Raw genomic sequence first — 21,418 nt, forward strand, 5'->3', positions numbered from 1 at the left:
GCATATGCCAAATCTTAAGGACCTTAAAAACAGGATCGAGTCGGTCAAATCGACCCGCAAGATCACCAAGGCCATGCAGATGGTCGCGGCTGCAAAACTGCGCCGCGCCCAGGAATCTGCCGAAGCCTCGCGCCCCTATGCCGAGCGGTTCAATGCCGTGATGGCGGGGCTGGCGGCGTCGGTCGGGGGCAGCGACAGCGCCCCCAAGCTGCTCCGGGGTACGGGCAGCGATGATGTCCATCTGCTGGTTGTCATGACAGCTGAACGCGGCCTGTGCGGCGGCTTCAACTCGAACATCGCCAAGCTGGCCCGCCAAAAGGCGGACGAGCTGCGGGCTAATGGCAAGACGGTCAAGGTTCTGACCGTCGGCAAGAAAGGCCGCGACGCGCTCAAGCGTGATTTTGGCGATCTGTTCGTTGGACATATCGACCTGAGCGAGGTCAAGCGTCTGGGTTACACCAATGCGCAGGACATCGCCAAGGACATCCTGTCCCGCTTTGACGGGGGTGAGTTCGATGTTGCCACGATCTTCTACTCGAAGTTCGTCAACGTTGTGACCCAGATCCCGACGGCGCAGCAGGTCATCCCCGCCTCGTTCGAGGACGAAGCGGCAGGTGACGACAGCGGTGCCATTTTCGATTACGAGCCCAGCGAAGAGGCCATTCTGGCCGACCTGCTGCCCAAGGGGGTTGCCACCGCGATCTTCTCGGCCTTGCTCGAAAACGGGGCCTCTGAACAGGGTGCACGGATGTCCGCGATGGACAACGCGACACGCAACGCGGGTGAGATGATCGACAAGCTGACGATCCAGTTCAACCGCTCGCGTCAGGCCGTGATCACCAACGAGCTGATTGAAATTATTTCCGGCGCCGAAGCGCTGTAAGAAAACCGGAGACGAAACATGGCGAATGCAAAAGGCAAAGTCACACAGATCATCGGGGCCGTCGTTGACGTGCAGTTCGATGATCAGCTGCCTGAAATTCTGAACGCGCTGGAAACCACCAACAACGGCAAGCGCCTGGTGTTGGAAGTTGCTCAGCACCTGGGTGAAAACACCGTCCGTACCATCGCGATGGACGCGACCGAAGGTCTGGTCCGCGGCGAAGCGGTTACCGACACCGGCGCACCGATCTCGGTTCCGGTTGGTAACGCCACCCTGGGCCGCATCCTGAACGTTGTCGGCGAGCCGATCGACGAAAAGGGCGAGGTTGTCGCAACCGAGACCCGCGCGATCCACCAGCCCGCACCCGAATTCGACGAACAGTCGACCGAGTCGGAAATCCTGGTCACCGGCATCAAGGTTGTTGACCTGCTGGCCCCCTACGCCAAAGGCGGTAAAATTGGCCTCTTCGGCGGCGCGGGCGTTGGCAAAACCGTTCTGATCATGGAACTGATCAACAACATCGCAAAAGTGCACTCGGGCTTTTCCGTGTTCGCGGGTGTTGGTGAACGGACCCGTGAAGGCAACGACCTGTACCACGAGATGATCGAATCGAACGTGATCAAGCCCGACAACCTGTCGGAATCGCAGGTTGCGCTGGTTTACGGTCAGATGAACGAACCTCCGGGTGCGCGTGCGCGTGTTGCTCTGACCGGTCTGACCCTGGCCGAGCAGTTCCGCGACCAGTCCGGTACCGACGTTCTGTTCTTCGTCGACAACATCTTCCGCTTCACACAGGCGGGTTCCGAGGTTTCGGCTCTGCTGGGTCGTATTCCTTCGGCGGTGGGCTACCAGCCGACACTGGCCACCGACATGGGCGCCCTGCAGGAACGCATCACCTCGACCAAGTCGGGCTCGATCACCTCGGTGCAGGCGATCTACGTGCCTGCGGACGACCTTACCGACCCTGCGCCGGCGACCTCGTTTGCGCACCTCGACGCGACAACCGTTCTGAACCGTGCGATCTCGGAAAAGGGTATCTACCCTGCGGTTGACCCGCTCGACTCGACCTCGCGTCTGCTCGACCCGGCGATTGTTGGTGAAGAGCACTACAAGGTTGCGACCGACGTTCAGCAGATCCTTCAGCGCTACAAGTCGCTGCAGGACATCATCGCCATCCTCGGCATGGACGAACTGTCGGAAGAAGACAAACTGACCGTGGCCCGTGCCCGTAAGATCGAACGCTTCCTGTCGCAGCCGTTCGACGTGGCCGAGGTTTTCACCGGTTCGCCCGGCGTTCAGGTTCCTCTGGATGTCACCATCTCGTCGTTCAAGGCCGTTGTGGCTGGCGAATACGATCACCTGCCCGAAGCGGCCTTCCTGATGGTTGGCGGTATCGAAGAAGTGATCGCCAAAGCCGAGAAGATGGCCGCAGAAGCCGCCTAAGGAGTATCCCTGATGGCAAACACGATGCAATTCGACCTCGTCAGCCCCGAGCGGAGCCTTGCTTCGCTCAGCGCTACCGCGGTCCAGATTCCCGGCGCGGACGGGGACATGACGGCGATGCCCGACCATGCCCCCAACATCACCACGCTGCGCCCCGGTCTGCTGAAGGTTGAGGCGCCCGAAGGGTCCAGTGAATACCTGGTCACCGGCGGGTTTGCCCAGATCAACGGCGACAGCCTTTCGGTTCTGGCCGAAAAGGCGATCCCGGTGGCCGAAGTGACCCGTGCACATCTGGACGAACTGATCGAAGACGCCCGCGCCTCGCACGAGGCGGCCAAAGGTGGCGACGATCAGACCATCGTCGATGATGCCGCCAAGCTGCTGGCCGACATGGAAGCGCTTGGGACGCATATGAGCCTGTAACAGGCATCACAGCTGAAATTTTGAACGGCCTCGCACCTGCGGGGCCGTTTTTTTGTCGTGCTTTTGCCGAAAAGCCGGGATAAGTTGCGGGAATTCAAGAATAATGATGACAGAATGAAGAAATTTCTTACTCATCCCATCGGCATCGATCAGGGCGAAGAGGTGCTGTTTTCCGAGTTCGCCGAGGGCGGCGATATGTGGACCGGAGAGGGCCCGCGCGAACGTCGGGCTCAGATTCGATTCAGCGAAGCCTTTCGGTCGATCCCGGTTGTGCAGGTGGGCATTTCGCTGTGGGACGTGGACACGTCTTCGGCATTACGGGCAGAGGTGAAGGCGCAGGATGTGACGCCCCAGGGGTTCACGGCTGTATTCCGCACCTGGTCGGACACCCGTATCGCCCGCATCCGGGTTGCATGGACGGCAATTGGTGAAGTCGCCCATGCAGATGATTGGAATATCTCCTGATCGGAGCAGGGCGCGGATTAGCTGTCCTGCGCCTCAATCATGTCCACCCGTGTCGCGTGGCGGCCGCCTTCGAACTCGGCGGATAGAAACGCATCCACGATGTCCATCGCCTGACCTTCACCAACGACGCGCGCGCCGATGGACAGCATGTTGGCGTCGTTGTGTTGGCGGATCATCCGGGCCGAGAAGGCGTCAGAGCACACACCGCAGCGGATGCCGGGCACCTTGTTCGCCGCCATCATGATCCCTTGCCCGGTGCCGCAAAGGATGATGCCCAGCTGACAGTCACCCGACGCCACCGCCTGCGCTGCGGCTTTGCCGTGTTTGGGGTAATGCGTGCTTTCCGGGGTCGTCGGGCCAATATCGACCACCTCCCAGCCTTGCTGGGCGATGTGGTTGGCCACAGCCTGACGCAGATCGATCGCTGCGTGGTCGCTGGACAGGACGATACGTTTGTTGGCAGTCATCACATTCAGTCCATCTGGTACATGGATTCGTAGATCGGCGTCAGCGTTTTGTCTTCGAACAGAGATGACACGCTGGTTCCGTTCCAGATGTTCAGGATGGCCTGAGTGAAGATCGGTGCGGTCGGAACGATGCGGATATTCTTGGCCTTCAGGATCTCCTTGGTTGGCTGGATCGTATCCGTCAGGACCAGAGATTTCATGACCGAATTGGTCACACGCTCGACCGCGGGGCCGCTCATGACGCCATGGGTGATGTAGGAATGAACCTCTTTCGCGCCGTTATCCAGCAGGACCTGAGCCGCCTTGCACAGCGTTCCGGCGGTGTCGCACATATCGTCCACGATAAGGCAGATTTTGTCTTTGACGTCACCGATCACCGTCATTTCAGCCACTTCACCCGCTTTTTCGCGGCGTTTGTCGACAATCGACAGCGGGGCGTTGATGCGCTTGGCCAACTCGCGGGCACGGGCCACGCCGCCGACATCGGGCGAGACCACCATGATCTCGTCCAGATTGTCCTTGAACTGATGCTTCACATCCAGCGCAAAAATCGGCGAGGCATAGAGGTTGTCCACCGGGATATCAAAGAACCCCTGAATCTGGGCTGCGTGCAGGTCCATGGTCAGAACCCGCTCGATCCCTGCACCGGTCAGCATGTTGGCCACCAGCTTGGCGCTGATCGGCGTACGGGCCTTGGTGCGGCGGTCCTGACGGGCATAGCCAAAATATGGGATCACGGCGGTGATCCGCTGGGCCGACGACCGGCGCAGCGCGTCGGCGATGATCAGCAGTTCCATCAGATTGTCATTGGCCGGGTTCGAGGTTGGCTGGATGATGAACATATCCTCGCCGCGTACGTTCTCGAAGACTTCGACGAAGATCTCGCCGTCATTGAACCGCTCGACCCGCGCATCGACCAGACCCTGGTCAACGCCGCGATACAGGCTCATGCGGCGAGCGATGGTTTCGGCAAGCGGAAGGTTTGCGTTCCCAGCAATAAGCTTGGGTTCGTGGAGTGTCGGCATTGGCTGAGATCCCCGGGCAGCGTTGGCAATGTGACAGATTCGTGATGTTGACACCGCTTAGCATGGCCTTACCGTCCCGCAAAGATAACGCTGCGGAGAAAGTGCACATGACCCAGATTGACTACTTTTTTGCGACAATTTCGCCCTACACCTATCTGGCCGGTTCCCGGCTGGAAGAGATCGCGGCGAAGCACGGCGCGACGATCAATTACAAACCGCTGGATATCATGGCCTTGTTCGCGCGCACCGGGGGAACGCCGCCAAAAGACCGCCATATCTCGCGCACCGAATACCGCGCGCAGGAGTTGCTGCGGCAATCCAGGGATCTGGGGATGGAGTTCAATCTGCAGCCCGCACACTGGCCGACCAATATGGCCCCGTCGTCCTATGCGGTGATCGCCGCGATCAAGGATGGCTCGGGCGATGTGGGCAAGCTGTGCCAGTCCATCCTGCGCGCCTGCTGGGCCGAGGAAAAGGATGTGGCACAGGATGATGTGATCCGCGACTGTCTGTCGAATGCCGGGTTTGACCCCGATCTGGCCAATAGTGGCTTGCTGGTCGGGGCCGAGACCTATGCCGCCAATCTGGAAGAGGCCGTGGATCGCGGCGTGTTTGGCGCGCCGTTCTACCTCACGCCCGATGGCCAGCGGTTCTGGGGTCAGGACCGGCTGGACGATCTGGATCGGCATCTGGCAGGGATGAACGGGTGACAGCCTTGGCTGCAGCGTCACACGCGGCCTTCGTCCGGCATTTGGGGAAGGGGGAGCGCAAATTGCTCGCCCTTCACTGCACCATTGCGCATTCCGGCGCGTGGTCCGGTTTGGCCAAGGTTCTGGAGGGCAGCGCGTCTCTGATCGCCCCAGATATGCCGTCGCACGGGCGCAGTCCGGATTGGGACGGGCAGAGCGATTTCTTCGATGCGGTGACTGGGCAGGCGACGCAGGAGTTGACCGAACCCATGGATCTGATCGGTCATTCCTTTGGGGCGATCGCCGCGCTGCGGCTGGCAATGGTAAACCCGCAATACGTGCGCAGCCTGACCCTGATCGAACCCGTATTCTTTGCCGTGGCAAAACAGGATGCGCCCCAATTGTTCGACCAGCACATCCACGCGTCCCAACCGATCAATGCAGCCTTCGCGGCGGGCGATGCGGCATTGGCCGCGCGGCTGTTCAACCGGATGTGGAGCAACGGCATCAGCCCGAAATGGCCTGACCTGCCCGAACGAACGCGGGCCAGCATGGTGCGGGGGATACATGTTGTTCCTGCGTCCCATCCTGTGCTGTACGAGGACAGCGCCGGACTTCTGGACCCGGAGAACTGCAAGCGCGTCACGATGCCGACCCTGTTGCTAAGCGGGTCTGAAACCGACCCGACACTGCCCGTGATCTGCACAGGTTTGCAGCAGCGCCTGCCAAATGCGCGGCACGAGGTGGTGCGCGGCGCGGGGCATATGCTGCCCATATCACACCCCCATGAGACCGGCGCGCTGCTTCAGGAGTTCTGGAAAGCCAACCCCGCGACAGGCGTTACAGCAGGCTGAGGAACCGGTCGATTTCAGCCGCCCCAATCGACCAGTCGCAAACCAGCCTGCAGGCGAGGTTTTCGTCGTCATCGTCCCCCTCAAGCTCGGCACCCCAGAGGTGATAGACCGCCCCGGCCTCGTGCAATTGCTTGTGCTTGGCGCGCGGGAATGAGGCGAAGATCATATTGGCCTGCGGCTCGTGCAGGAACGTGGCCCCTTTGGCGCGTAATCCATCGGCCAGCAGGGTGCAGTTGTCGTTGGCCAGACGGGCCATTTTCAACCACAGATCATCTTCCAGATACGCCGCCATCTGGGCGGACAGGTAGCGATGTTTGGAAAACAGATGCGCCCCGCGTTTGCGGCGCAACTCGAATTCCCACGCTTTGCTTTCGTCAAAGAACACCACGGCCTCGACGCCCATCAGGCCGTTCTTTGTGCCGCCAAAGCTGACCGCATCGACACCCGATTTCCACGTCATATCCGCCGGGGAACAATTCAGGGCAACAAGCGCGTTTGTGAACCGCGCCCCGTCCAGATGGACGGGTAGGCCGTATTCCTTGGCCACACCGCACAGGGCCTGCAACTCTTCCAGCGAATAAACCGACCCGCGCTCGGTGACCTGAGTGATCGATACAGGCCCGCGCTGTGGCCCGTGCACCCCACGGGTTTCTTCGCCCAGGATCGAGCCGCGCAATGCATCCGGGGTCATCTTGTCGCCACCGGGAACCAAGGTCAGCTTCGCCCCGCTGTAGAATTCAGGCGCGTTGCACTCATCCTCATGGATATGCGCGACCGGAGAACAGAAGACCGTTTCCCAGGGGTTGGACAGCGTCGCAAGGGCCAGCGAATTTGCCGCCGTCCCCGTCGCCACCAGATAAACCGCCGCGCCCGGCGCCTCGAAAATGCTGCGAATGCGGTCGCGCACCTCGTTCATCATCGTGTCCGCGCCATAGGCCATCTGGTACCCCTGATTGGCCTCGGCCAGCTTGGCCATGACCTGCGGGTGAACCGGGCCGGAATTGTCAGACGCGAAATACATCAGGTTGGCTCCTCGATAATGTAATCTTCCCACTCTTCCATGGGGGTTTCGAACTCGGACACCGTGCGGCCCTGAACCGAGACGCCCGCCGCGTGCACGCTGTCCGGCGTACCAGATATCAAAGGATGCCAGTCGTAAAGAGGTTTGCCTTCCCACAGCAATCGATACGCACAGGTTTGCGGCAACCAATAGGCGTGGTCGTCGATATTGTCGGGGGTCATGACGATGCATTCGGGTACGAATTGGTGCCGGATGTCATATTGTGTGCAGCGGCAGCTTTCATCGTCCAGCAGGCGGCAGGCAACGCAGGTCAGGGCCACCTCGCCCGTGTCCTCATCCTCAAGCTTGTTCAGGCAACATTTGCCGCAGCCGTCGCACAGGGCCTCCCACTCGCGCTGGTTCATCTTGCGCAAGGGCTTGCGTTCCCAGAACCGGGCAGGCAGGCCCGTGCGTTCAATCGGATCGGTGGTCATAGGGCGGCCAGAATGCCACGGGCCTTTTCGCAATCGGCATCCATCTGCGCGATCAGGCCGTCCAGCCCATCGAATGTCAGCTCTGGTCGCAGGAAGTCGATCAGACCGACGGACAGGGTCGAGCCGTAAAGATCACCGGAAAAATCGAACAGGAAGGTTTCGATGTTGGGGGCTTCGCCATGGAACATGGGGCGCACACCGATCGAGGCCGCCCCGTGATAGCTGCCCTGTTGCGGGCCGTCCAACACATCGACCAGCACGGCATACACCCCAAATTTGGGCGGGTGCAGCCCTTCGATGGACATGTTCGCGGTAGGAAAGCCCAACTCGCGCCCGCGCTGCTCGCCCCCGATCACGACACCTTCGATCCGGTGCCAATGGCCCAGCATGGCGGCCGCATCACGCGGACGCCCGTCGCTGAGCGCGGTGCGAATGGCGGTCGAGGAAACAACGTTTTCTGATCGCTCCATCAGTGGTGCAATGGTGACGCCAAATCCCATCTGCTTGCCAAAGCGGACCATATCCTGCGCGGTGCCGACACGACCTTTGCCAAAACAGAAATCGGCCCCCACAACGATATGGGACAGGCCCAGCCCATCGCAAATGACGTTTCTGGCGAACTCTTCGGGGGACAACCCGGCAAGCGCCGCATTGAACGGCAGTTCGTACAGCATCTGCACGCCCAGCTTTTCAAGCCGGTGCGCCCGCGCAGTGCCCCGCATCAACCGGAAGGGCGGCGCGTCCGGCGCGAAATACTCGCGCGGATGCGGCTCGAACGTCAGAACGCCCAGCGGCGCGTCCGGGGCAGCGCTGCGCGCCAGTTCGATCACCGACTGGTGCCCCAAATGAACGCCATCAAAGTTCCCGATCGCCACACTGGCGCCGCGGTCCTGAGGCTCGATGAACTGAAAATCCCGGATGATGTGCATATGGCTTGCCTAGCTGGACTGTCAGGCGGGTTCAAGCACCTGATTGGTCTTGCGTGCGCTGCGTCTCAGCCCCGTATTGCTGAACCCAGTCGCTGTTCGTGGCATCCGAGAGTTTGGCCGTCGGCGTTTCGACACCCTGCGCCAGATCCGGATCAAGACCCAGGGTTTGTAGCACCTCGACCAATCCGACATGGATGGCGCGTGAAAATAAGAGTCAGGCCAACCTGCACAACCGGTTTCACGTAACAATCGACATAGCAGGGAACTGCCACTGCGGGGGCTGGCGCAGATAAAATAAGAATTGAAGTGGGGCGTTAATCGACCCATCGGCCTGATGAAAAACTATCCCGCCATGGTCCCGTGATCTTGCATGGTGACAACAAAAAAGGCGCCGGTTTGGGCGCCTTTGCTGTGACGTGATGTGATCAAGACTCAGTCGAACTTGCGCGACGGGGCCAGAACCATAGCCTCACCAATCAGGACCTTCTTGCCGTCGACCGAGCAATGGCAATCCAGCTTGACGCGGCGCTTGGCAAAGTCGATGTCGATGACTTTCACCTCGGCATAGACCATGTCGCCGGGGCGCACGGGGGCCAGGAATTTCAGCGACTGACCCATGTATACGGTGCCATGGCCAGGCAGCTGCTCTCCGATCACGGCCGAGATCAGGCCCGCCGTCAGCATCCCGTGGGCGATGCGCCCTTCAAAGATCGTGTCACGCGCATAATCGTCATCCAGATGCACCGGATTCCGGTCGGTCGAAACCTGCGCGAACATCTCGATATCCTCATCCGTCACCACTTTGCGCAGGTGGCGGGACATGCCCATCTCGATGTCTTCGATACAGATCGTTCCGCGTGGAAGATTGTCCAACATGTTGCCCTCACTCGAAGTCGGCCGTGAAAGAAAAATCCACCATCAGGCCTAGGTTGGCAACTTTATTACTTCGCAACTGCAGAAAATCAAGTCAAAAATGACTATCGCAAGCGACCGATTGTATATGTCGGGTTGATCTTTTCCCTTTGGATATAGTCAGTTAGAGAATCAGCGTGCGGATGGTGCGACGTTTTTGTTTCCGCTGCCGCCAATCCGCCCGAGATGAACAGGGTATCGATTCCCTCTCCCATCCCGCCAAGGATGTCGGTGTGGGGGCCATCTCCAATGGCAAGGATGTCAGAGTCGGCAACATCCGCGCCCAATTCCTGAAGGCGGCGGCGGGCCAGATCGTAGATGGGCGGGTGGGGCTTGCCGAAATACAGGCTCTCGCCACCCATCTCGGTGTAAAGCTTTGCCAGAGCCCCCGCGCACCACTCACGCACCTCGCCCCGGTCAACAACGATGTCGGGATTCGCACAGAGCAGCTTCATGCCCATCTGCTTGGCGTACAGGAAATCGGGCCGGTTCACATCGGGGTCCGCCATCGGATCGAAGGGGCCGCAGCAGACGATGCCCTCAGCCTCTTTCAGCGGAACACGTTCGATGTGGATGGGGTGGTGCAGCAGCTTCAGCGGCTCAAAGAACCCCGCATCGCGCTGCCATTCTCCCATGAAATACACTTTGTGCCCGACCGCGCCGCGGAACATGGCGGACCGCGCGGAATCTCCGCTGGTTGCGATCGTGTCATAGGCATCAGCAGGCACGTTGAACTGGGTCAGCTGCGATGCAACCCCGGCGCGCGGTTTGGGAGAGTTTGTTACTAGCACGACCACCCCGCCAGCGGCGCGGTAGGCCTGCAACGCTGCCACCGCTTCGGGATAGGCGGTGATACCGTTGTGAACGCAGCCCCAGAGATCGACAAAAAGCGCCTTATACCGGTCGGAAATCTCGGTCAGAGAGGAGATAATCTGGGTCATTGGGTCTCTTTCGGCGATAAACTGCGTCTGCCAAGCCTATGGCAGAGCTTGACGGGTTTTGCCAGAGGGGGCTCTGCCCCCGCCGCCCGTGCCGGGCGTCTCCCCCGGGATATTTCGGGCCAGATGAAGCAAGGAATCCGTTCTTCATCTGGCCAAAAATATCCCGGAGCGCGAGGCAGAGCCTTGCAAAAAGAAAAAGGCGCCCGGTTCGGACGCCTTTCACACGGGAATGACAGAAGATCAGACCTTCAGGTTCGGGATGATCTGTTTCTTGCGGCTCATGATGCCGGGCAGGACAACGGCGTCGCCCTCGACCGATGCGCCAAAGCTTTTCTCGGCAACGGTTTTGACCAGATCGTTCGGGACCAGCAGGGTGGCTTCTTCGTTCAGGATGTCCACGACGAACAGCAGAACCTGATCAACGCTGTCTTCCTTTGCCACATCGACCATGGATGCAGCCAAGCTGTCTTTTCGGTCCAGCACAACGCCCGGCGCGGTGGTTTCCAGAACAGAAACGCGGAACTTGGTGCCGTCGACCTCGTATTCCTTGCTGTCCATGCGGATCAGTTCGGCGTCCGAGAACGAGGACACATCCGACTTCGCTGCAAACATGTCAGCCGCATAGGCCGAGACGTCCAGACCCAGTTCAGCCGCCAGCTTCTCGGCCACGGCGCGGTCATGCGCGGTGGTGGTGGGCGAGCGGAATTCCAGCGTGTCCGACAAGATGCAGGTCAGCGCCGCGCCTTTGACGGCTTCGGGCATCTTGGCGGCATAGTCGCCCATCAGGTCAACCATGATGGTTGCCGTGCAGGCCAGCGGGCGCACGGTGATGTCGATCGGGCCCTTGGTTTCCAGCCCGCCGACCAGCTTGTGGTGGTCGATGATCGCGCGGATATCGGCGCTGTTGACACTCGCGGGCAGTTCCGCCGGGTTGTTGGTGTCCACGATTACAACCGGCGCGTCGGCCTCGACATCGTCGATGATGCGCGGCTTGGGCAGGTCCCAGCGTTGCAGCATAAAGGCCGCTTCGGTGTTGGGTTCGCCCAGCAGAACGGGCTCGGCCTGTTCGCCTTTCACTTCGTTCAGGTACCACGACCACAGGATCGGAGAACCGGTCGAGTCTGTGTCGGGAGATTTGTGGCCAAATACGAGGGTTGTCATGTCAGCTATCCTGAGGATTGGAAATTTGCGCGCCTTATAGGGTGCAAGGCACCGCTTGTCACCCGGTTGCGGCCTGCTGCGACTGTTGGTCTGCTATGCGCCTGGGTCAGAACGGCGCGCGGGTCAGCGTATACCCTTCCTGTTCCAGCAAGGCGAGAAGACCGAAATCATGGCTGAGATGCCCGGCACCCACGGCGATGACGGCGGTTTGATTCTGAATGGCGAGAATATGCCTCATCCAATTCGCGTTGCGGGTCACCAGCAGTTTCTGTTCGAACTGGTCCCATTCCGCGTTGTATTCGGTTTCGGACAGGCCCGAGGCCTCAAGCCCCTGCAACCGCGCCAGTTGCAGGATCTGGGCGTGCTGTTCCTCCAGATAGGCATTGGCCATGGTGGTCAGATGATTGGCGTCGCTTTGCATCGCCCCGGCCAGTCGCACCAACGAGTCCACCTGCTGATCCAGCGGCAGATCGTCGAACATGGTCATCAGGTCTTCGATCCGTTCCAGCGAGTGCTGGGGGATGCCGTTGGCCTCGGCCAGATCTGTCAGACGCGCGTCCATGCCGTATTTCGCGTCGGGGTTCTGCATCAGGCAGGGCGGAATGCCCAGCATCATGCTCAGAAACCAGGGCCGCATCTTGGCGGCCATCCAGCTTGGAATGCCCCGTTCCGTCAGCGACCCTGACAGGGCGGCCCAATCCTCGGCACTCATCAGCTCAATCAATGTGGGCCCCGAAGTGATCATTACCGGGCTCAGGTCCTTGGCCAAGCCCTGCTCAAACGTGTTCATCTCGGCCTGAGTGACCTCGAAATAAAAGGCGTCGGCCCGGCTCAAGGTTGGCGCCAACCGTTCGACCACCGCATCCATGCGCGCGTCGTTTGTGTGCAATGTGCCGATCAGATGCAGCGTGGTGTCGCCCTTGCGGGCGATCCAGTGGTTTCCTTCCGGATAGGGGATGTCAGCCAGTGCCTGATGCAGTTCCGAGCGGTCCGCTTCGGACATAAGCGGGCGCAGATCATGCCCCTCACACGCGGCGTTGGCCGTCATGGGGAGTAGCAGAAAACCGAACAGGGCCAACAGACGCATGGATGAACCTCAGAGATTTGTCAGGCGGGACGACCAAGGATGTAGTCATGCAAATGCAGCATATTCAAGGCAACCCGTCTGGCATTTCAGCCCAAAACGCATAGCATGGGCGCATGGAGCGCGAGCAGGATCTTTACCCCCCGATCAAGGCATTGTTGGAGGGGCAGGGCTATACCGTCAAAGGTGAGGTCGGCGCAGCCGATATTGTCGCCATGCGCGACGGGTCCGAGCCGGTGATCGTCGAGTTGAAACTGCGGTTCTCACTGGCCTTGTTCCATCAGGCTGTCGCGCGGCTGCGGATTAGCGATCAGGTGTATCTGGGGGTCAGCAAACCGACCGGACGCACGGCCCGGCGTGCCTTGCGGGACAATCTGGCCCTGTGCCGCAGATTGGGGCTGGGCCTGATCACTGTTCGCAAGGATGGGGTTGTCGAGGTTCAGTGCGATCCCGGCCCGTATGCGCCGCGCAAGAACAAAGCCAAGGCCGCGCGGATGTTGCGCGAATTTGACCGGTTGGAAGGGGACCCAAACGCGGGCGGCGCAACCCGCCACGGGATCGTTACGGCCTATCGGCAGGATGCGCTGAAATGCGCCACCCACCTGGCGGAACATGGTGCCACCAAGGGGGCCGAGGTCGCATCGGCCACTGGCGTGCCCGCCGCCACCCGTTTGATGCGGGAAAACCATTACGGCTGGTTCGACAAGGTCGAAAAAGGCATCTATGCATTGTCGGATGCAGGGTCCGAGGGCCTGAAACACTGGGCTTACAGTTGGGAACAGGCTGACTGATCCTTTGTGGCAAAAAAATCCGTATCGGCTTGTTGACTCAAGGTTTCAGACCCCCTAGCTATGCGTCGTTATCACTCACACACCCCGAGTGCTAACGCCTCACCAGCCGGTGAGGGGAGGATAGATAAACTTTGAGCCCAAGGAGCTGCAAAGATGGCATTGAAACCGCTTCATGACCGTGTGCTGGTTCGCCGTACAGAAAGCGAAGAGAAAACCGCAGGCGGCCTGATCATTCCTGACAGCGCAAAAGAAAAGCCCAGCGAAGGCGAAGTCGTCGCAACCGGCGAAGGCGCGCGTAAGGACAGCGGCGAGCTGATCGCAATGGCTGTGAAAGCTGGCGACAAGATCCTGTTCGGCAAATGGTCGGGCACCGAGGTTCAGGTCGACGGCGAAGAGCTGCTGATGATGAAAGAAAGCGACATCATGGGGATCATCGAGTAAGCCCAAACGCTTTCTCTGATCTTCATTTCCAACTTATTTCTCAAGGAGAAACGACATGGCTGCAAAGGACGTCAAGTTCGACACCGATGCCCGTAACCGCATGCTGGCAGGCGTGAACATCCTGGCCGACGCTGTCAAAGTGACCCTGGGCCCCAAAGGCCGCAACGTGGTTCTGGACAAATCCTTCGGCGCACCGCGCATCACCAAAGACGGTGTTTCGGTTGCCAAGGAAATCGAACTGGAAGACAAGTTCGAAAACATGGGCGCGCAGATGGTGAAAGAAGTCGCCAGCCGCACCAATGACGAAGCCGGCGACGGCACCACCACCGCAACTGTTCTGGCACAGGCCATCGTTCGCGAAGGTCTCAAGCAGGTTGCAGCTGGCCTGAACCCGATGGACCTGAAGCGCGGCATCGACCTGGCAACTGCCAAGGTTGTTGCGGGCATCAAAGACGCATCGCGTGAAGTCAAAGACTCGGCCGAAGTTGCTCAGGTTGGCACCATCTCGGCCAACGGCGAAGCCGAGATTGGCCAGCAGATCGCGGATGCGATGCAGAAGGTTGGCAACGAAGGCGTTATCACCGTCGAAGAAAACAAAGGTCTGGAAACCGAGACCGATGTTGTCGAAGGTATGCAGTTCGACCGTGGCTACCTGTCGCCCTACTTCGTCACCAACGCAGACAAGATGATCGCAGAGCTCGACGACTGCATGATCCTGCTGCACGAAAAGAAACTGTCCTCGCTGCAGCCGATGGTTCCGTTGCTGGAGCAGGTAATCCAGTCGCAGAAGCCGCTGCTGATCATCGCAGAAGACGTTGAAGGCGAAGCGCTGGCAACTCTGGTTGTCAACAAACTGCGCGGCGGCCTGAAAATTGCTGCTGTCAAGGCACCGGGCTTCGGCGATCGCCGCAAAGCCATGCTGCAGGACATCGCGATCCTGACCGGCGGTCAGGTCATCAGCGAAGATCTGGGCATGAAGCTCGAGTCCGTCACCATGGACATGCTGGGCACCGCCAAGAAAATCGAAATCACCAAAGACGAAACCACCATCGTCGACGGTGCAGGCGAGAAAGCCGAGATCGAAGCCCGCGTTGGCCAGATCCGCACTCAGATCGAAGAAACCACCAGCGACTACGACCGTGAGAAGCTGCAAGAGCGTGTTGCCAAACTGGCAGGCGGTGTTGCCGTGATCCGCGTCGGCGGCATGACCGAAGTCGAAGTGAAAGAGCGTAAGGACCGTGTGGACGATGCTCTGAACGCGACCCGCGCTGCTGTGCAGGAAGGCGTTGTCGTGGGCGGTGGTGTTGCGCTGGTTCAGGCCGGTAAAGCACTGGAAGCTTTGGAAGGTGCAAACGCTGACCAGAACGCGGGTATCAACATCGTTCGCAAGGCCATCGAAGCGCCGCTGCGCCAGATTGCTGAAAACGCAGGTGTTGACGGTGCGGTTGTTGCTGGCAAGGTCCGTGAATCGTCGGACGCTGCATTTGGCTTCAACGCTCAGACCGAAGAATATGGCGACATGTTCTCGTTCGGCGTGATCGACCCGGCCAAAGTTGTCCGCACCGCTCTGGAAGATGCGGCATCGGTTGCTGGCCTGCTGGTCACCACCGAAGCAATGGTTGCCGACAAGCCTGCCAAAGAAGGCGCAGCACCCGGTGGCGGCATGCCCGACATGGGCGGCATGGGCGGCATGATGTAAGACGTCGTCTTTTTGGAAGACTGAGTTATGGGGTCGCCTTCGGGCGGCCCCGTTTCGTTTTGAATAGCCGCTGCGCGGCTATGCCTCCGGCGGAGGTATTTTTGAACAGAAGAAGATTTGGGTCGGCTGAGGCAATGTGAGTGTGCAAACCCAGCGGAACCGGCTATGCGGTTGGAATGAGATTGCTTCTGCTGACCGCCCTGACCATGTGCGCCTTTGCGGCGAACTCGATCCTGAACCGGCTGGCGATTGACAGCGGCGCCAGTGACCCGGCCAGCTTCGCAGTGTTTCGGGTGATGTCCGGTGCGGCGGTTCTGTGGGCGTTGGTACTGCTGCGCGGCGTCGCACTACCGCTGCGTTCGCGCAGGCGGATTGTGGGGGCTGGATCGTTGTCCCTCTATATGATCGGGTTTTCGCTGGCCTATTTGACCCTCGACGCGGGTCTGGGCGCGTTGATCCTGTTTGCGGTTGTGCAGATTACCATGTTTGCCGTCGGCGCAATCATGGGGGCGACGCCGACCATGCGGCAGGTCGCAGGGGCCGGGATTGCGTTGGCGGGTCTGACCTATGTGCTGTGGCCCAGCGGTTCGGTTCGCGTCGATGCGCTGGGCGCGGGGCTGATGGTTGCGGCCGGGTTGGGCTGGGCGGTGTATTCCTTGGCAGGACGGTCCGAACCGGACGCGCTGGCAGGCACGGCTGCGAACTTTGTGGTTGCCTTGCCGATCACAGGGCTGGTGCTGGTCGGTATGGGTGGCAATTGGCAAATGACCGGTTTGGGGTATCTGCTGGCCGCGTTGTCTGGGGGCGTGACATCGGGCCTGGGCTATGCGCTTTGGTACCGTGTGCTGCCGCAGCTTTCCCCGTCGGTTGCGGCGGTGGTTCAACTCAGCGTGCCGGTGATCGCCATCGTCGGAGGTGTTGTCTTGTTGGGCGAGGTTGCTGGCCCGCGCCTGGTGGCAGGGACAGCTTTGGTTCTGGGCGGAATCGCCCTGGCCGTTCTGCGCCGGACCCGAGGGTAGGTCTTTCCACAGCTTCAGATCGGCGCTATTGGGCGGGTATGAGACTTCTGTGCGCCCTGATTTTCCTGTGTCTGCCTGCCGCGGCAAGTGCGAAATGCGTGATCCTGCTGCATGGGCTGGCACGGACCGAGGCGTCATTTTCGGTGATGGAGCAGCTGTTCAAGGCCCATGATTATACGGTCGTTCGGCCCGGATACCCGTCGACCGACATGGGCATACCCGAACTGGCCGAACAAACCCTGCCGGACGCGTTTGCGGCCTGTGGTGAGGACGAGGCCAACGTTGTGGCGCATTCGATGGGCGGCATCCTGTTGCGCTATTGGTTGCAGGACAACCATCCCGAAAACATGGGTCGCGCAGTCATGCTGGGCCCGCCCAATCAGGGCAGCCAACTGGTCGACGAACTCAGTGCGTGGGAAGTGTTCGGCTATCTGAACGGCCCCGCCGGATTGCAACTGGGAACGGGTCCGGAAGGCATCCCGCGCAAACTGCCTGCCGTGGATTTCGATCTGGGCGTGATCGCGGGCGAGAATTCTCTGAACCCTTTGTTCTCATCGCTGATCGACGGTCCCGATGATGGCAAAGTGTCGGTTGAGACAACGAAGGTCGACGGCATGGCAGATCACATCGTTTTGCCGGTCACGCATACCTTCATGATGAACAACCCACGCGTCATGGCGCAGGCGCTGCATTTCATCGAATTCGGACAGTTTGATCCGCAAATCACGTGGCTCGACAGCGTGCTCGACGTCATCGAAGAAATCTGTATCGGCGAAGATTGTTCCGAGCCTGACTCGGAACCGACGCGATGACCCGCCTAAACCTTACGCTGACCGGCGCAGAGGTGCTGTTGCCGCAAGAGGGTCTGTCTCGCGCGCCGCTTTCGATCGCCGACGGGCAGGTGCAGGAAACGCAGGTCGGGCGCGAGGTTGACCTGTCCGGCTATCTCGTTCTGCCGGGGATCATCGACCTTCACGGCGACGGATTCGAACGCCACATCGCCCCGCGTCGTGGTGCGATGAAGCAGATGAACGAAGGCATCCTGTCCGTCGAGGCCGAACTGGCCGCAAACGGGATCACGACCGCCGTGCTGGCCCAGTTCTACAGCTGGGAAGGCGGTGTGCGGGGCCCGGAGTTCGCGGGGCAGGTGTTTGAGGCGATCCGGGCCGTCAAAACCGACACAGTCACCGATCTGATCCCGCAATTGCGGTTCGAGACCAATATGCTCGACGATTACGCTGGTATGGCCCGGCGCATCGCCGATTGGCAGGTCCCTTACGTGGTGTTCAACGACCACTTGCCACATGACCGGCTGGCCCAGGGCAAAAAGCCGCCGCGCCTGACCGGGCAGGCGTTGAAAGCCGGACGCAATCCTGACGCGCATTTCGAACTGCTTCTCGACATGCACGCGCGCCGGGGTGACGTTCCCGCAGCGGTTGAGGCGCTCAGCGCCGAGCTCTCGGAAATGGGTGTTCGTCTGGGCAGCCATGACGACGCAACCGCCGAGACCCGTGCCTGGTGGCGGGATCAGGGTGCCCTGATCGCCGAGTTTCCGGAAACGCTGGAGGCGGCCGAGGCCGCGCGCCTGGCCGGTGATCACGTCATACTCGGGTCGCCGAACGTTGTGCGCGGTGGGTCGCACAAAGGGAATGCAAGCGCGGTCGAACTTGTCGCGATGGGCCTTTGCGACGCTCTGGCGTCGGACTACCACTATCCCAGCCCCCGCCGTGCCGCGCTGATGCTGGCCAAGTCCGGCGTTCTGGATTTGGCAGGCGCGTGGGGCCTGATCTCGTCCGGTCCCGCAAGTGTTCTTGGCCTGACGGATCGCGGCACGCTTGAACCGGGCAAACGCGCCGATCTGGTCATTCTGGACGCGCAAACCTACCGTGTCGCCGCGACGCTGGCGGCAGGGCGCGTCAGCTACATGTCCGGAGATATCGCGGCTCGGTTCATCACCTGATCCCGGCCCGCCTTCTTCTGTTCAAAAATACCTCCGCCGGAGGCATCGCGCGTCAGCGCGATTTTCAGCCCCGAACGATCCGGTTGAAATGACCCATCTTGCGGCCCGGCTTGACCTCGGCCTTGCCATACAGATGCAGGGCGACATCCCGTTCCTGCGCCAATTCAGGTACGCGGTCCATGTCGTCACCAATCAGGTTCTCCATCACCACGTCCGAATGACGTTGGCCATCACCCAGAGGCCAGCCAGCTACTGCCCGGATATGCTGTTCGAACTGATCCACGGCGCAGCCATTCTGCGTCCAGTGGCCCGAGTTGTGGACGCGCGGGGCGATTTCATTCACGATCAGGCCCTCTGGCGTCACAAACAGCTCGACACCCATCACGCCGACATAGTCCAACGCGTTCAGAATATTGGCCGCCAGCAGGATCGCGTCGCTGCGTTGCGCAGGCCGCAGTCGGGCAGGGATGGTCGTTGTACGCAAAATGCCATCGCGATGGACATTTTCGCCGGGATCGAAACAGGCCACCTGACCGTCCAGACCGCGCGCCGCGATGATTGATACCTCGTGGCTGAAATTGACGAAGCCTTCCAGAATCGCAGGTGCTCCGGCCATGTCGGCCAAAGCCGTCTCGGCATCCTCGGGCGTGCTCAGGCGCGCCTGTCCTTTGCCGTCATAGCCAAAGCGGCGGGTTTTCAGGATGGCAGGCGCGCCGATCTGGTCAATCGCGGCCTCAAGGCTGGCCATATCGGTGATGTCCGCAAAGGGCGCAGTGTTCAGTCCCAGATCCTGAAGAAATGTCTTTTCGGTCAGGCGGTCCTGACTGACCCGCAGTGCCTCGCGTCCGGGGCGAATGGGGCGGTGGGCTTCCAGAATGTCCAGCGCCTCGGTGGGGATGTTTTCGAATTCATAGGTGATGACATCGACCGATTCCGCGAAGGCTTTCAGCGCCTCGGCATCGTCATAGGCCGCCGTTGTCACCCGATCTGCGACCTGTCCCGCAGGCGGGTTTGCGCCGGGCTCATAGATATGGCTGACAAAGCCCAGCCGTGCCGCCGCAACCGATAGCATCCGGCCCAATTGACCACCGCCCAGAATTCCAATCGTTGCGCCGGGGGCGAGCATCTTTGTCATCATCAGGTCTCCAACCGTTTGCCAATCGCCGCCAGGGCCGCGTTCAGCGCGTCATGTGCTTTGCCCGAACGTAAACTCTCGGTCATTTGCAGGCTCAGCGTTCCATCGGTGGCCAGCGCATCTCGTTCGGCCGCCAGTCGCCCCGCTTTGCCTTTTTCCATCGCGGAAAGAAAGCCCGAGAACAGCTGTGTTGTATAAAATTCCGCACTGTCTGCGTCGCCTGTCTGCCCGGCCAGCCATTCCGAACCGGTTGCCATCAGATCCAGCAGGCCCGGCACCATGGCGCAAATCGCGAAATGGGCATTCAGGGCGGCCTCACTCTCGACCCTGATCACGGGGTTTTCCGGCTCGAACAGATCGGCCAGAAGGCGATCATTGCCCAATGCGGCCAGAGGGCACCCGCCGGTTTCCAGAAAGCCCAGAGGAATGGTTTGAACAAAATCCTTCGCAGGTGCGCAAAGCTCGGCCAGTTGATCCGAAGGGACTGCAGCCATGACCGACACGATTTGCTGATCGGCGCGGAACGTCAGCGGGGTCAGAATGTCGGCGGCCACATGAGGGCGCAGGCACAGAAAGACGATCTCAGAGGCGTCAATCACGGTTTGCGGGTCCGTGACTGTCACGCCGAGTTCCGATTTCAGTTGCGAGGACACCTCGGCGTTGCGCTGGGTGACGCAGATGTCATGCCCCTTGGCCGCCAGAAAACGCACCATCGGCGCTGCGATGTGCCCGGTTCCGACAAAGCCGATGCGGCTCATCCCTCGGGCTCTTGAGCGATTGAGGCTGACAGGGCCGCGCGCCACGCATCCAGCCGTTCGGCCAAAGCGCCATCCTGCAGGGCCAGAATACCGGCAGCCATCAGCCCGGCATTTGCGCCGCCCGCCGATCCGATCGCCATGGTAGCAACAGGAAACCCCTTGGGCATCTGTACGATGGAATACAGCGAATCGACGCCCGACAAGGCCCGCGTCTGCACCGGAACACCGATCACCGGCACGCGGGTTTTCGACGCCATCATGCCCGGCAGATGTGCCGCACCGCCTGCACCGGCAATAATCACGCTCAGACCACGTTCAACGGCGGTTTTGCCATAGTCCCAAAGACGGTCCGGTGTGCGATGGGCCGATACAATGCGCTTTTCATAAGCCACACCCAGCTCGTCCAGAATATCGGCAGCTTCTTTCATCGTGGGCCAGTCCGACTGGCTGCCCATGATGATCCCGACCTTGACGTTACCCATCCGCTAAATCCCCGCCCGTTTGCAGAGCGCGCACTATATCCAAATCCGCCTTCGTGGCAATGCGTTAGGCGATGATGTCCGGGGTCAGGCGATCCTCGATCAGACGGATGATATCTTTCAGCCGCAATTTCTGCTTTTTCAACCGTTTGATCGTCAGTTGATCCGCCGTTCCGGTGGATTGCAGCGCCTCGATGGCTTCGTCCAGATCGCGGTGCTGTCGTCGGAAAACCTCAAGCTCAACCCGCAGAACGTCATCTGTTTTCATCGAAAGGTCGGTGGGCGCGTTCATTGGCGACTCGGGCTGGTTGTGGTGCGTCATCAACAAGATAGTGTGTCAGACGTTATCGCGCCAGACCTTGTGGA

At 60.4% G+C, this 21,418-nt stretch carries 26 protein-coding genes and 1 pseudogene; 12 read left to right on the plus strand and 15 right to left on the minus strand.

The window, feature by feature from the left end:
• Positions 1-4: 4 nt before the first annotated feature.
• The 4 genes from ACR0KX_RS00770 (at position 5) to ACR0KX_RS00785 (ending at position 3,214) form a co-directional block, all read left to right on the plus strand.
• Complete coding sequence (locus ACR0KX_RS00770; protein WP_170622840.1) at positions 5-883, plus strand: F0F1 ATP synthase subunit gamma; 879 nt, start codon at positions 5-7, stop codon at positions 881-883.
• Between the two features lie 18 nt (positions 884-901).
• Positions 902-2,326 carry a F0F1 ATP synthase subunit beta gene (atpD, locus tag ACR0KX_RS00775; protein ID WP_170521672.1) on the plus strand — a complete coding sequence of 475 codons (1,425 nt, stop codon included), beginning with the start codon at positions 902-904 and terminating at the stop codon, positions 2,324-2,326.
• A gap of 12 nt (positions 2,327-2,338) precedes the next feature.
• A complete protein-coding gene (locus ACR0KX_RS00780; RefSeq protein ID WP_170622842.1) occupies positions 2,339-2,749 on the plus strand; it encodes a F0F1 ATP synthase subunit epsilon in 411 nt (136 codons plus the stop codon).
• A gap of 114 nt (positions 2,750-2,863) precedes the next feature.
• Positions 2,864-3,214: an H-type lectin domain-containing protein gene (locus ACR0KX_RS00785; protein ID WP_170452701.1), complete on the plus strand. Its 351-nt coding sequence runs from the start codon at positions 2,864-2,866 to the stop codon at positions 3,212-3,214.
• Between the two features lie 17 nt (positions 3,215-3,231).
• On the opposite strand, the gene rpiB is transcribed toward ACR0KX_RS00785, so the two are convergent.
• Together rpiB and ACR0KX_RS00795 are read right to left on the minus strand one after the other, a co-directional pair.
• On the minus strand, positions 3,232-3,681 hold the full coding sequence (gene rpiB, locus ACR0KX_RS00790) for a ribose 5-phosphate isomerase B (RefSeq protein WP_170622844.1): 450 nt from the start codon (positions 3,679-3,681) through the stop codon (positions 3,232-3,234).
• 5 nt (positions 3,682-3,686) lie between these two features.
• Complete coding sequence (locus tag ACR0KX_RS00795; protein WP_170452698.1) at positions 3,687-4,706, minus strand: ribose-phosphate pyrophosphokinase; 1,020 nt, start codon at positions 4,704-4,706, stop codon at positions 3,687-3,689.
• Between the two features lie 107 nt (positions 4,707-4,813).
• Between ACR0KX_RS00795 and ACR0KX_RS00800 the strand changes: the two genes are divergently transcribed.
• Positions 4,814-5,416, plus strand: coding sequence for a 2-hydroxychromene-2-carboxylate isomerase (locus ACR0KX_RS00800; RefSeq protein ID WP_170452697.1), 603 nt, complete (start codon positions 4,814-4,816; stop codon positions 5,414-5,416).
• A gap of 62 nt (positions 5,417-5,478) precedes the next feature.
• Positions 5,479-6,249 carry an alpha/beta fold hydrolase gene (locus ACR0KX_RS00805; RefSeq protein ID WP_480707741.1) on the plus strand — a complete coding sequence of 257 codons (771 nt, stop codon included), beginning with the start codon at positions 5,479-5,481 and terminating at the stop codon, positions 6,247-6,249.
• Here the strand turns inward: ACR0KX_RS00805 and ACR0KX_RS00810 are convergent.
• The 9 genes and pseudogenes from ACR0KX_RS00810 to ACR0KX_RS00850 form a co-directional block, all read right to left on the minus strand.
• A complete protein-coding gene (locus ACR0KX_RS00810; protein WP_480707743.1) occupies positions 6,236-7,270 on the minus strand; it encodes a threonine aldolase family protein in 1,035 nt (344 codons plus the stop codon). The genes ACR0KX_RS00805 and ACR0KX_RS00810 overlap by 14 nt on opposite strands.
• The gene (locus tag ACR0KX_RS00815) at positions 7,270-7,743 is read right to left on the minus strand and encodes a YcgN family cysteine cluster protein (RefSeq protein WP_170622851.1); all 474 of its coding nucleotides are present in this window, start codon (positions 7,741-7,743) and stop codon (positions 7,270-7,272) included. The genes ACR0KX_RS00810 and ACR0KX_RS00815 overlap by 1 nt, the downstream gene beginning before the upstream one ends.
• On the minus strand, positions 7,740-8,672 hold the full coding sequence (locus ACR0KX_RS00820; protein WP_480707745.1) for a bifunctional riboflavin kinase/FAD synthetase: 933 nt from the start codon (positions 8,670-8,672) through the stop codon (positions 7,740-7,742). Before ACR0KX_RS00820 ends, ACR0KX_RS00815 begins: the two co-directional genes overlap by 4 nt.
• A 31-nt stretch (positions 8,673-8,703) precedes the next feature.
• Positions 8,704-8,847 carry a Stf0 family sulfotransferase gene (locus tag ACR0KX_RS00825; protein WP_480707747.1) on the minus strand — a complete coding sequence of 48 codons (144 nt, stop codon included), beginning with the start codon at positions 8,845-8,847 and terminating at the stop codon, positions 8,704-8,706.
• A gap of 20 nt (positions 8,848-8,867) precedes the next feature.
• A pseudogene (locus ACR0KX_RS00830) lies at positions 8,868-8,999 on the minus strand (Stf0 family sulfotransferase); the annotation flags it as partial.
• Positions 9,000-9,104: 105 nt separating this feature from the next.
• Positions 9,105-9,548, minus strand: a complete 444-nt coding sequence (locus ACR0KX_RS00835) for a MaoC family dehydratase (protein ID WP_170452686.1) — start codon at positions 9,546-9,548, stop codon at positions 9,105-9,107.
• A gap of 101 nt (positions 9,549-9,649) precedes the next feature.
• On the minus strand, positions 9,650-10,525 hold the full coding sequence (locus ACR0KX_RS00840) for a TIGR01459 family HAD-type hydrolase (RefSeq protein ID WP_480707749.1): 876 nt from the start codon (positions 10,523-10,525) through the stop codon (positions 9,650-9,652).
• Between the two features lie 240 nt (positions 10,526-10,765).
• Positions 10,766-11,686, minus strand: a complete 921-nt coding sequence (locus tag ACR0KX_RS00845) for a manganese-dependent inorganic pyrophosphatase (protein ID WP_170452681.1) — start codon at positions 11,684-11,686, stop codon at positions 10,766-10,768.
• A gap of 106 nt (positions 11,687-11,792) precedes the next feature.
• The gene (locus tag ACR0KX_RS00850; protein WP_170452679.1) at positions 11,793-12,773 is read right to left on the minus strand and encodes a TraB/GumN family protein; all 981 of its coding nucleotides are present in this window, start codon (positions 12,771-12,773) and stop codon (positions 11,793-11,795) included.
• A 113-nt stretch (positions 12,774-12,886) separates the two neighbouring features.
• Between ACR0KX_RS00850 and ACR0KX_RS00855 the strand changes: the two genes are divergently transcribed.
• The 6 genes from ACR0KX_RS00855 to ACR0KX_RS00880 all read left to right on the plus strand — a co-directional run bounded on the left by ACR0KX_RS00855 (position 12,887) and on the right by ACR0KX_RS00880 (position 18,680).
• On the plus strand, positions 12,887-13,561 hold the full coding sequence (locus ACR0KX_RS00855; protein WP_170622857.1) for a DUF2161 family putative PD-(D/E)XK-type phosphodiesterase: 675 nt from the start codon (positions 12,887-12,889) through the stop codon (positions 13,559-13,561).
• 153 nt (positions 13,562-13,714) lie between these two features.
• Positions 13,715-14,002, plus strand: a complete 288-nt coding sequence (groES, locus tag ACR0KX_RS00860; protein WP_170352338.1) for a co-chaperone GroES — start codon at positions 13,715-13,717, stop codon at positions 14,000-14,002.
• 55 nt (positions 14,003-14,057) lie between these two features.
• Positions 14,058-15,701, plus strand: a complete 1,644-nt coding sequence (groL, locus tag ACR0KX_RS00865; protein ID WP_170452676.1) for a chaperonin GroEL — start codon at positions 14,058-14,060, stop codon at positions 15,699-15,701.
• A gap of 176 nt (positions 15,702-15,877) precedes the next feature.
• Complete coding sequence (locus ACR0KX_RS00870; RefSeq protein ID WP_170622859.1) at positions 15,878-16,720, plus strand: DMT family transporter; 843 nt, start codon at positions 15,878-15,880, stop codon at positions 16,718-16,720.
• Between the two features lie 38 nt (positions 16,721-16,758).
• The gene (locus ACR0KX_RS00875) at positions 16,759-17,532 is read left to right on the plus strand and encodes an alpha/beta fold hydrolase (protein ID WP_170452672.1); all 774 of its coding nucleotides are present in this window, start codon (positions 16,759-16,761) and stop codon (positions 17,530-17,532) included.
• A complete protein-coding gene (locus ACR0KX_RS00880) occupies positions 17,529-18,680 on the plus strand; it encodes an alpha-D-ribose 1-methylphosphonate 5-triphosphate diphosphatase (RefSeq protein ID WP_170452670.1) in 1,152 nt (383 codons plus the stop codon). Before ACR0KX_RS00875 ends, ACR0KX_RS00880 begins: the two co-directional genes overlap by 4 nt.
• 64 nt (positions 18,681-18,744) lie before the next feature.
• On the opposite strand, the gene ACR0KX_RS00885 is transcribed toward ACR0KX_RS00880, so the two are convergent.
• From ACR0KX_RS00885 to ACR0KX_RS00900, 4 genes are all read right to left on the minus strand, one after another.
• Positions 18,745-19,815 (minus strand): 5-(carboxyamino)imidazole ribonucleotide synthase, encoded by a 1,071-nt coding sequence (locus ACR0KX_RS00885; protein WP_170736465.1) that lies wholly within the window; start codon positions 19,813-19,815, stop codon positions 18,745-18,747.
• Positions 19,816-19,817: 2 nt separating this feature from the next.
• The gene (locus tag ACR0KX_RS00890) at positions 19,818-20,573 is read right to left on the minus strand and encodes an NAD(P)-binding domain-containing protein (RefSeq protein WP_170622863.1); all 756 of its coding nucleotides are present in this window, start codon (positions 20,571-20,573) and stop codon (positions 19,818-19,820) included.
• On the minus strand, positions 20,570-21,055 hold the full coding sequence (gene purE, locus ACR0KX_RS00895; protein WP_170622865.1) for a 5-(carboxyamino)imidazole ribonucleotide mutase: 486 nt from the start codon (positions 21,053-21,055) through the stop codon (positions 20,570-20,572). The genes ACR0KX_RS00890 and purE overlap by 4 nt, the downstream gene beginning before the upstream one ends.
• Before the next feature lie 64 nt (positions 21,056-21,119).
• Positions 21,120-21,344 (minus strand): DUF465 domain-containing protein, encoded by a 225-nt coding sequence (locus ACR0KX_RS00900; RefSeq protein ID WP_170453145.1) that lies wholly within the window; start codon positions 21,342-21,344, stop codon positions 21,120-21,122.
• Positions 21,345-21,418: the final 74 nt, after the last annotated feature.

It is taken from the genome of Ruegeria sp. BG5 (assembly GCF_056538425.1).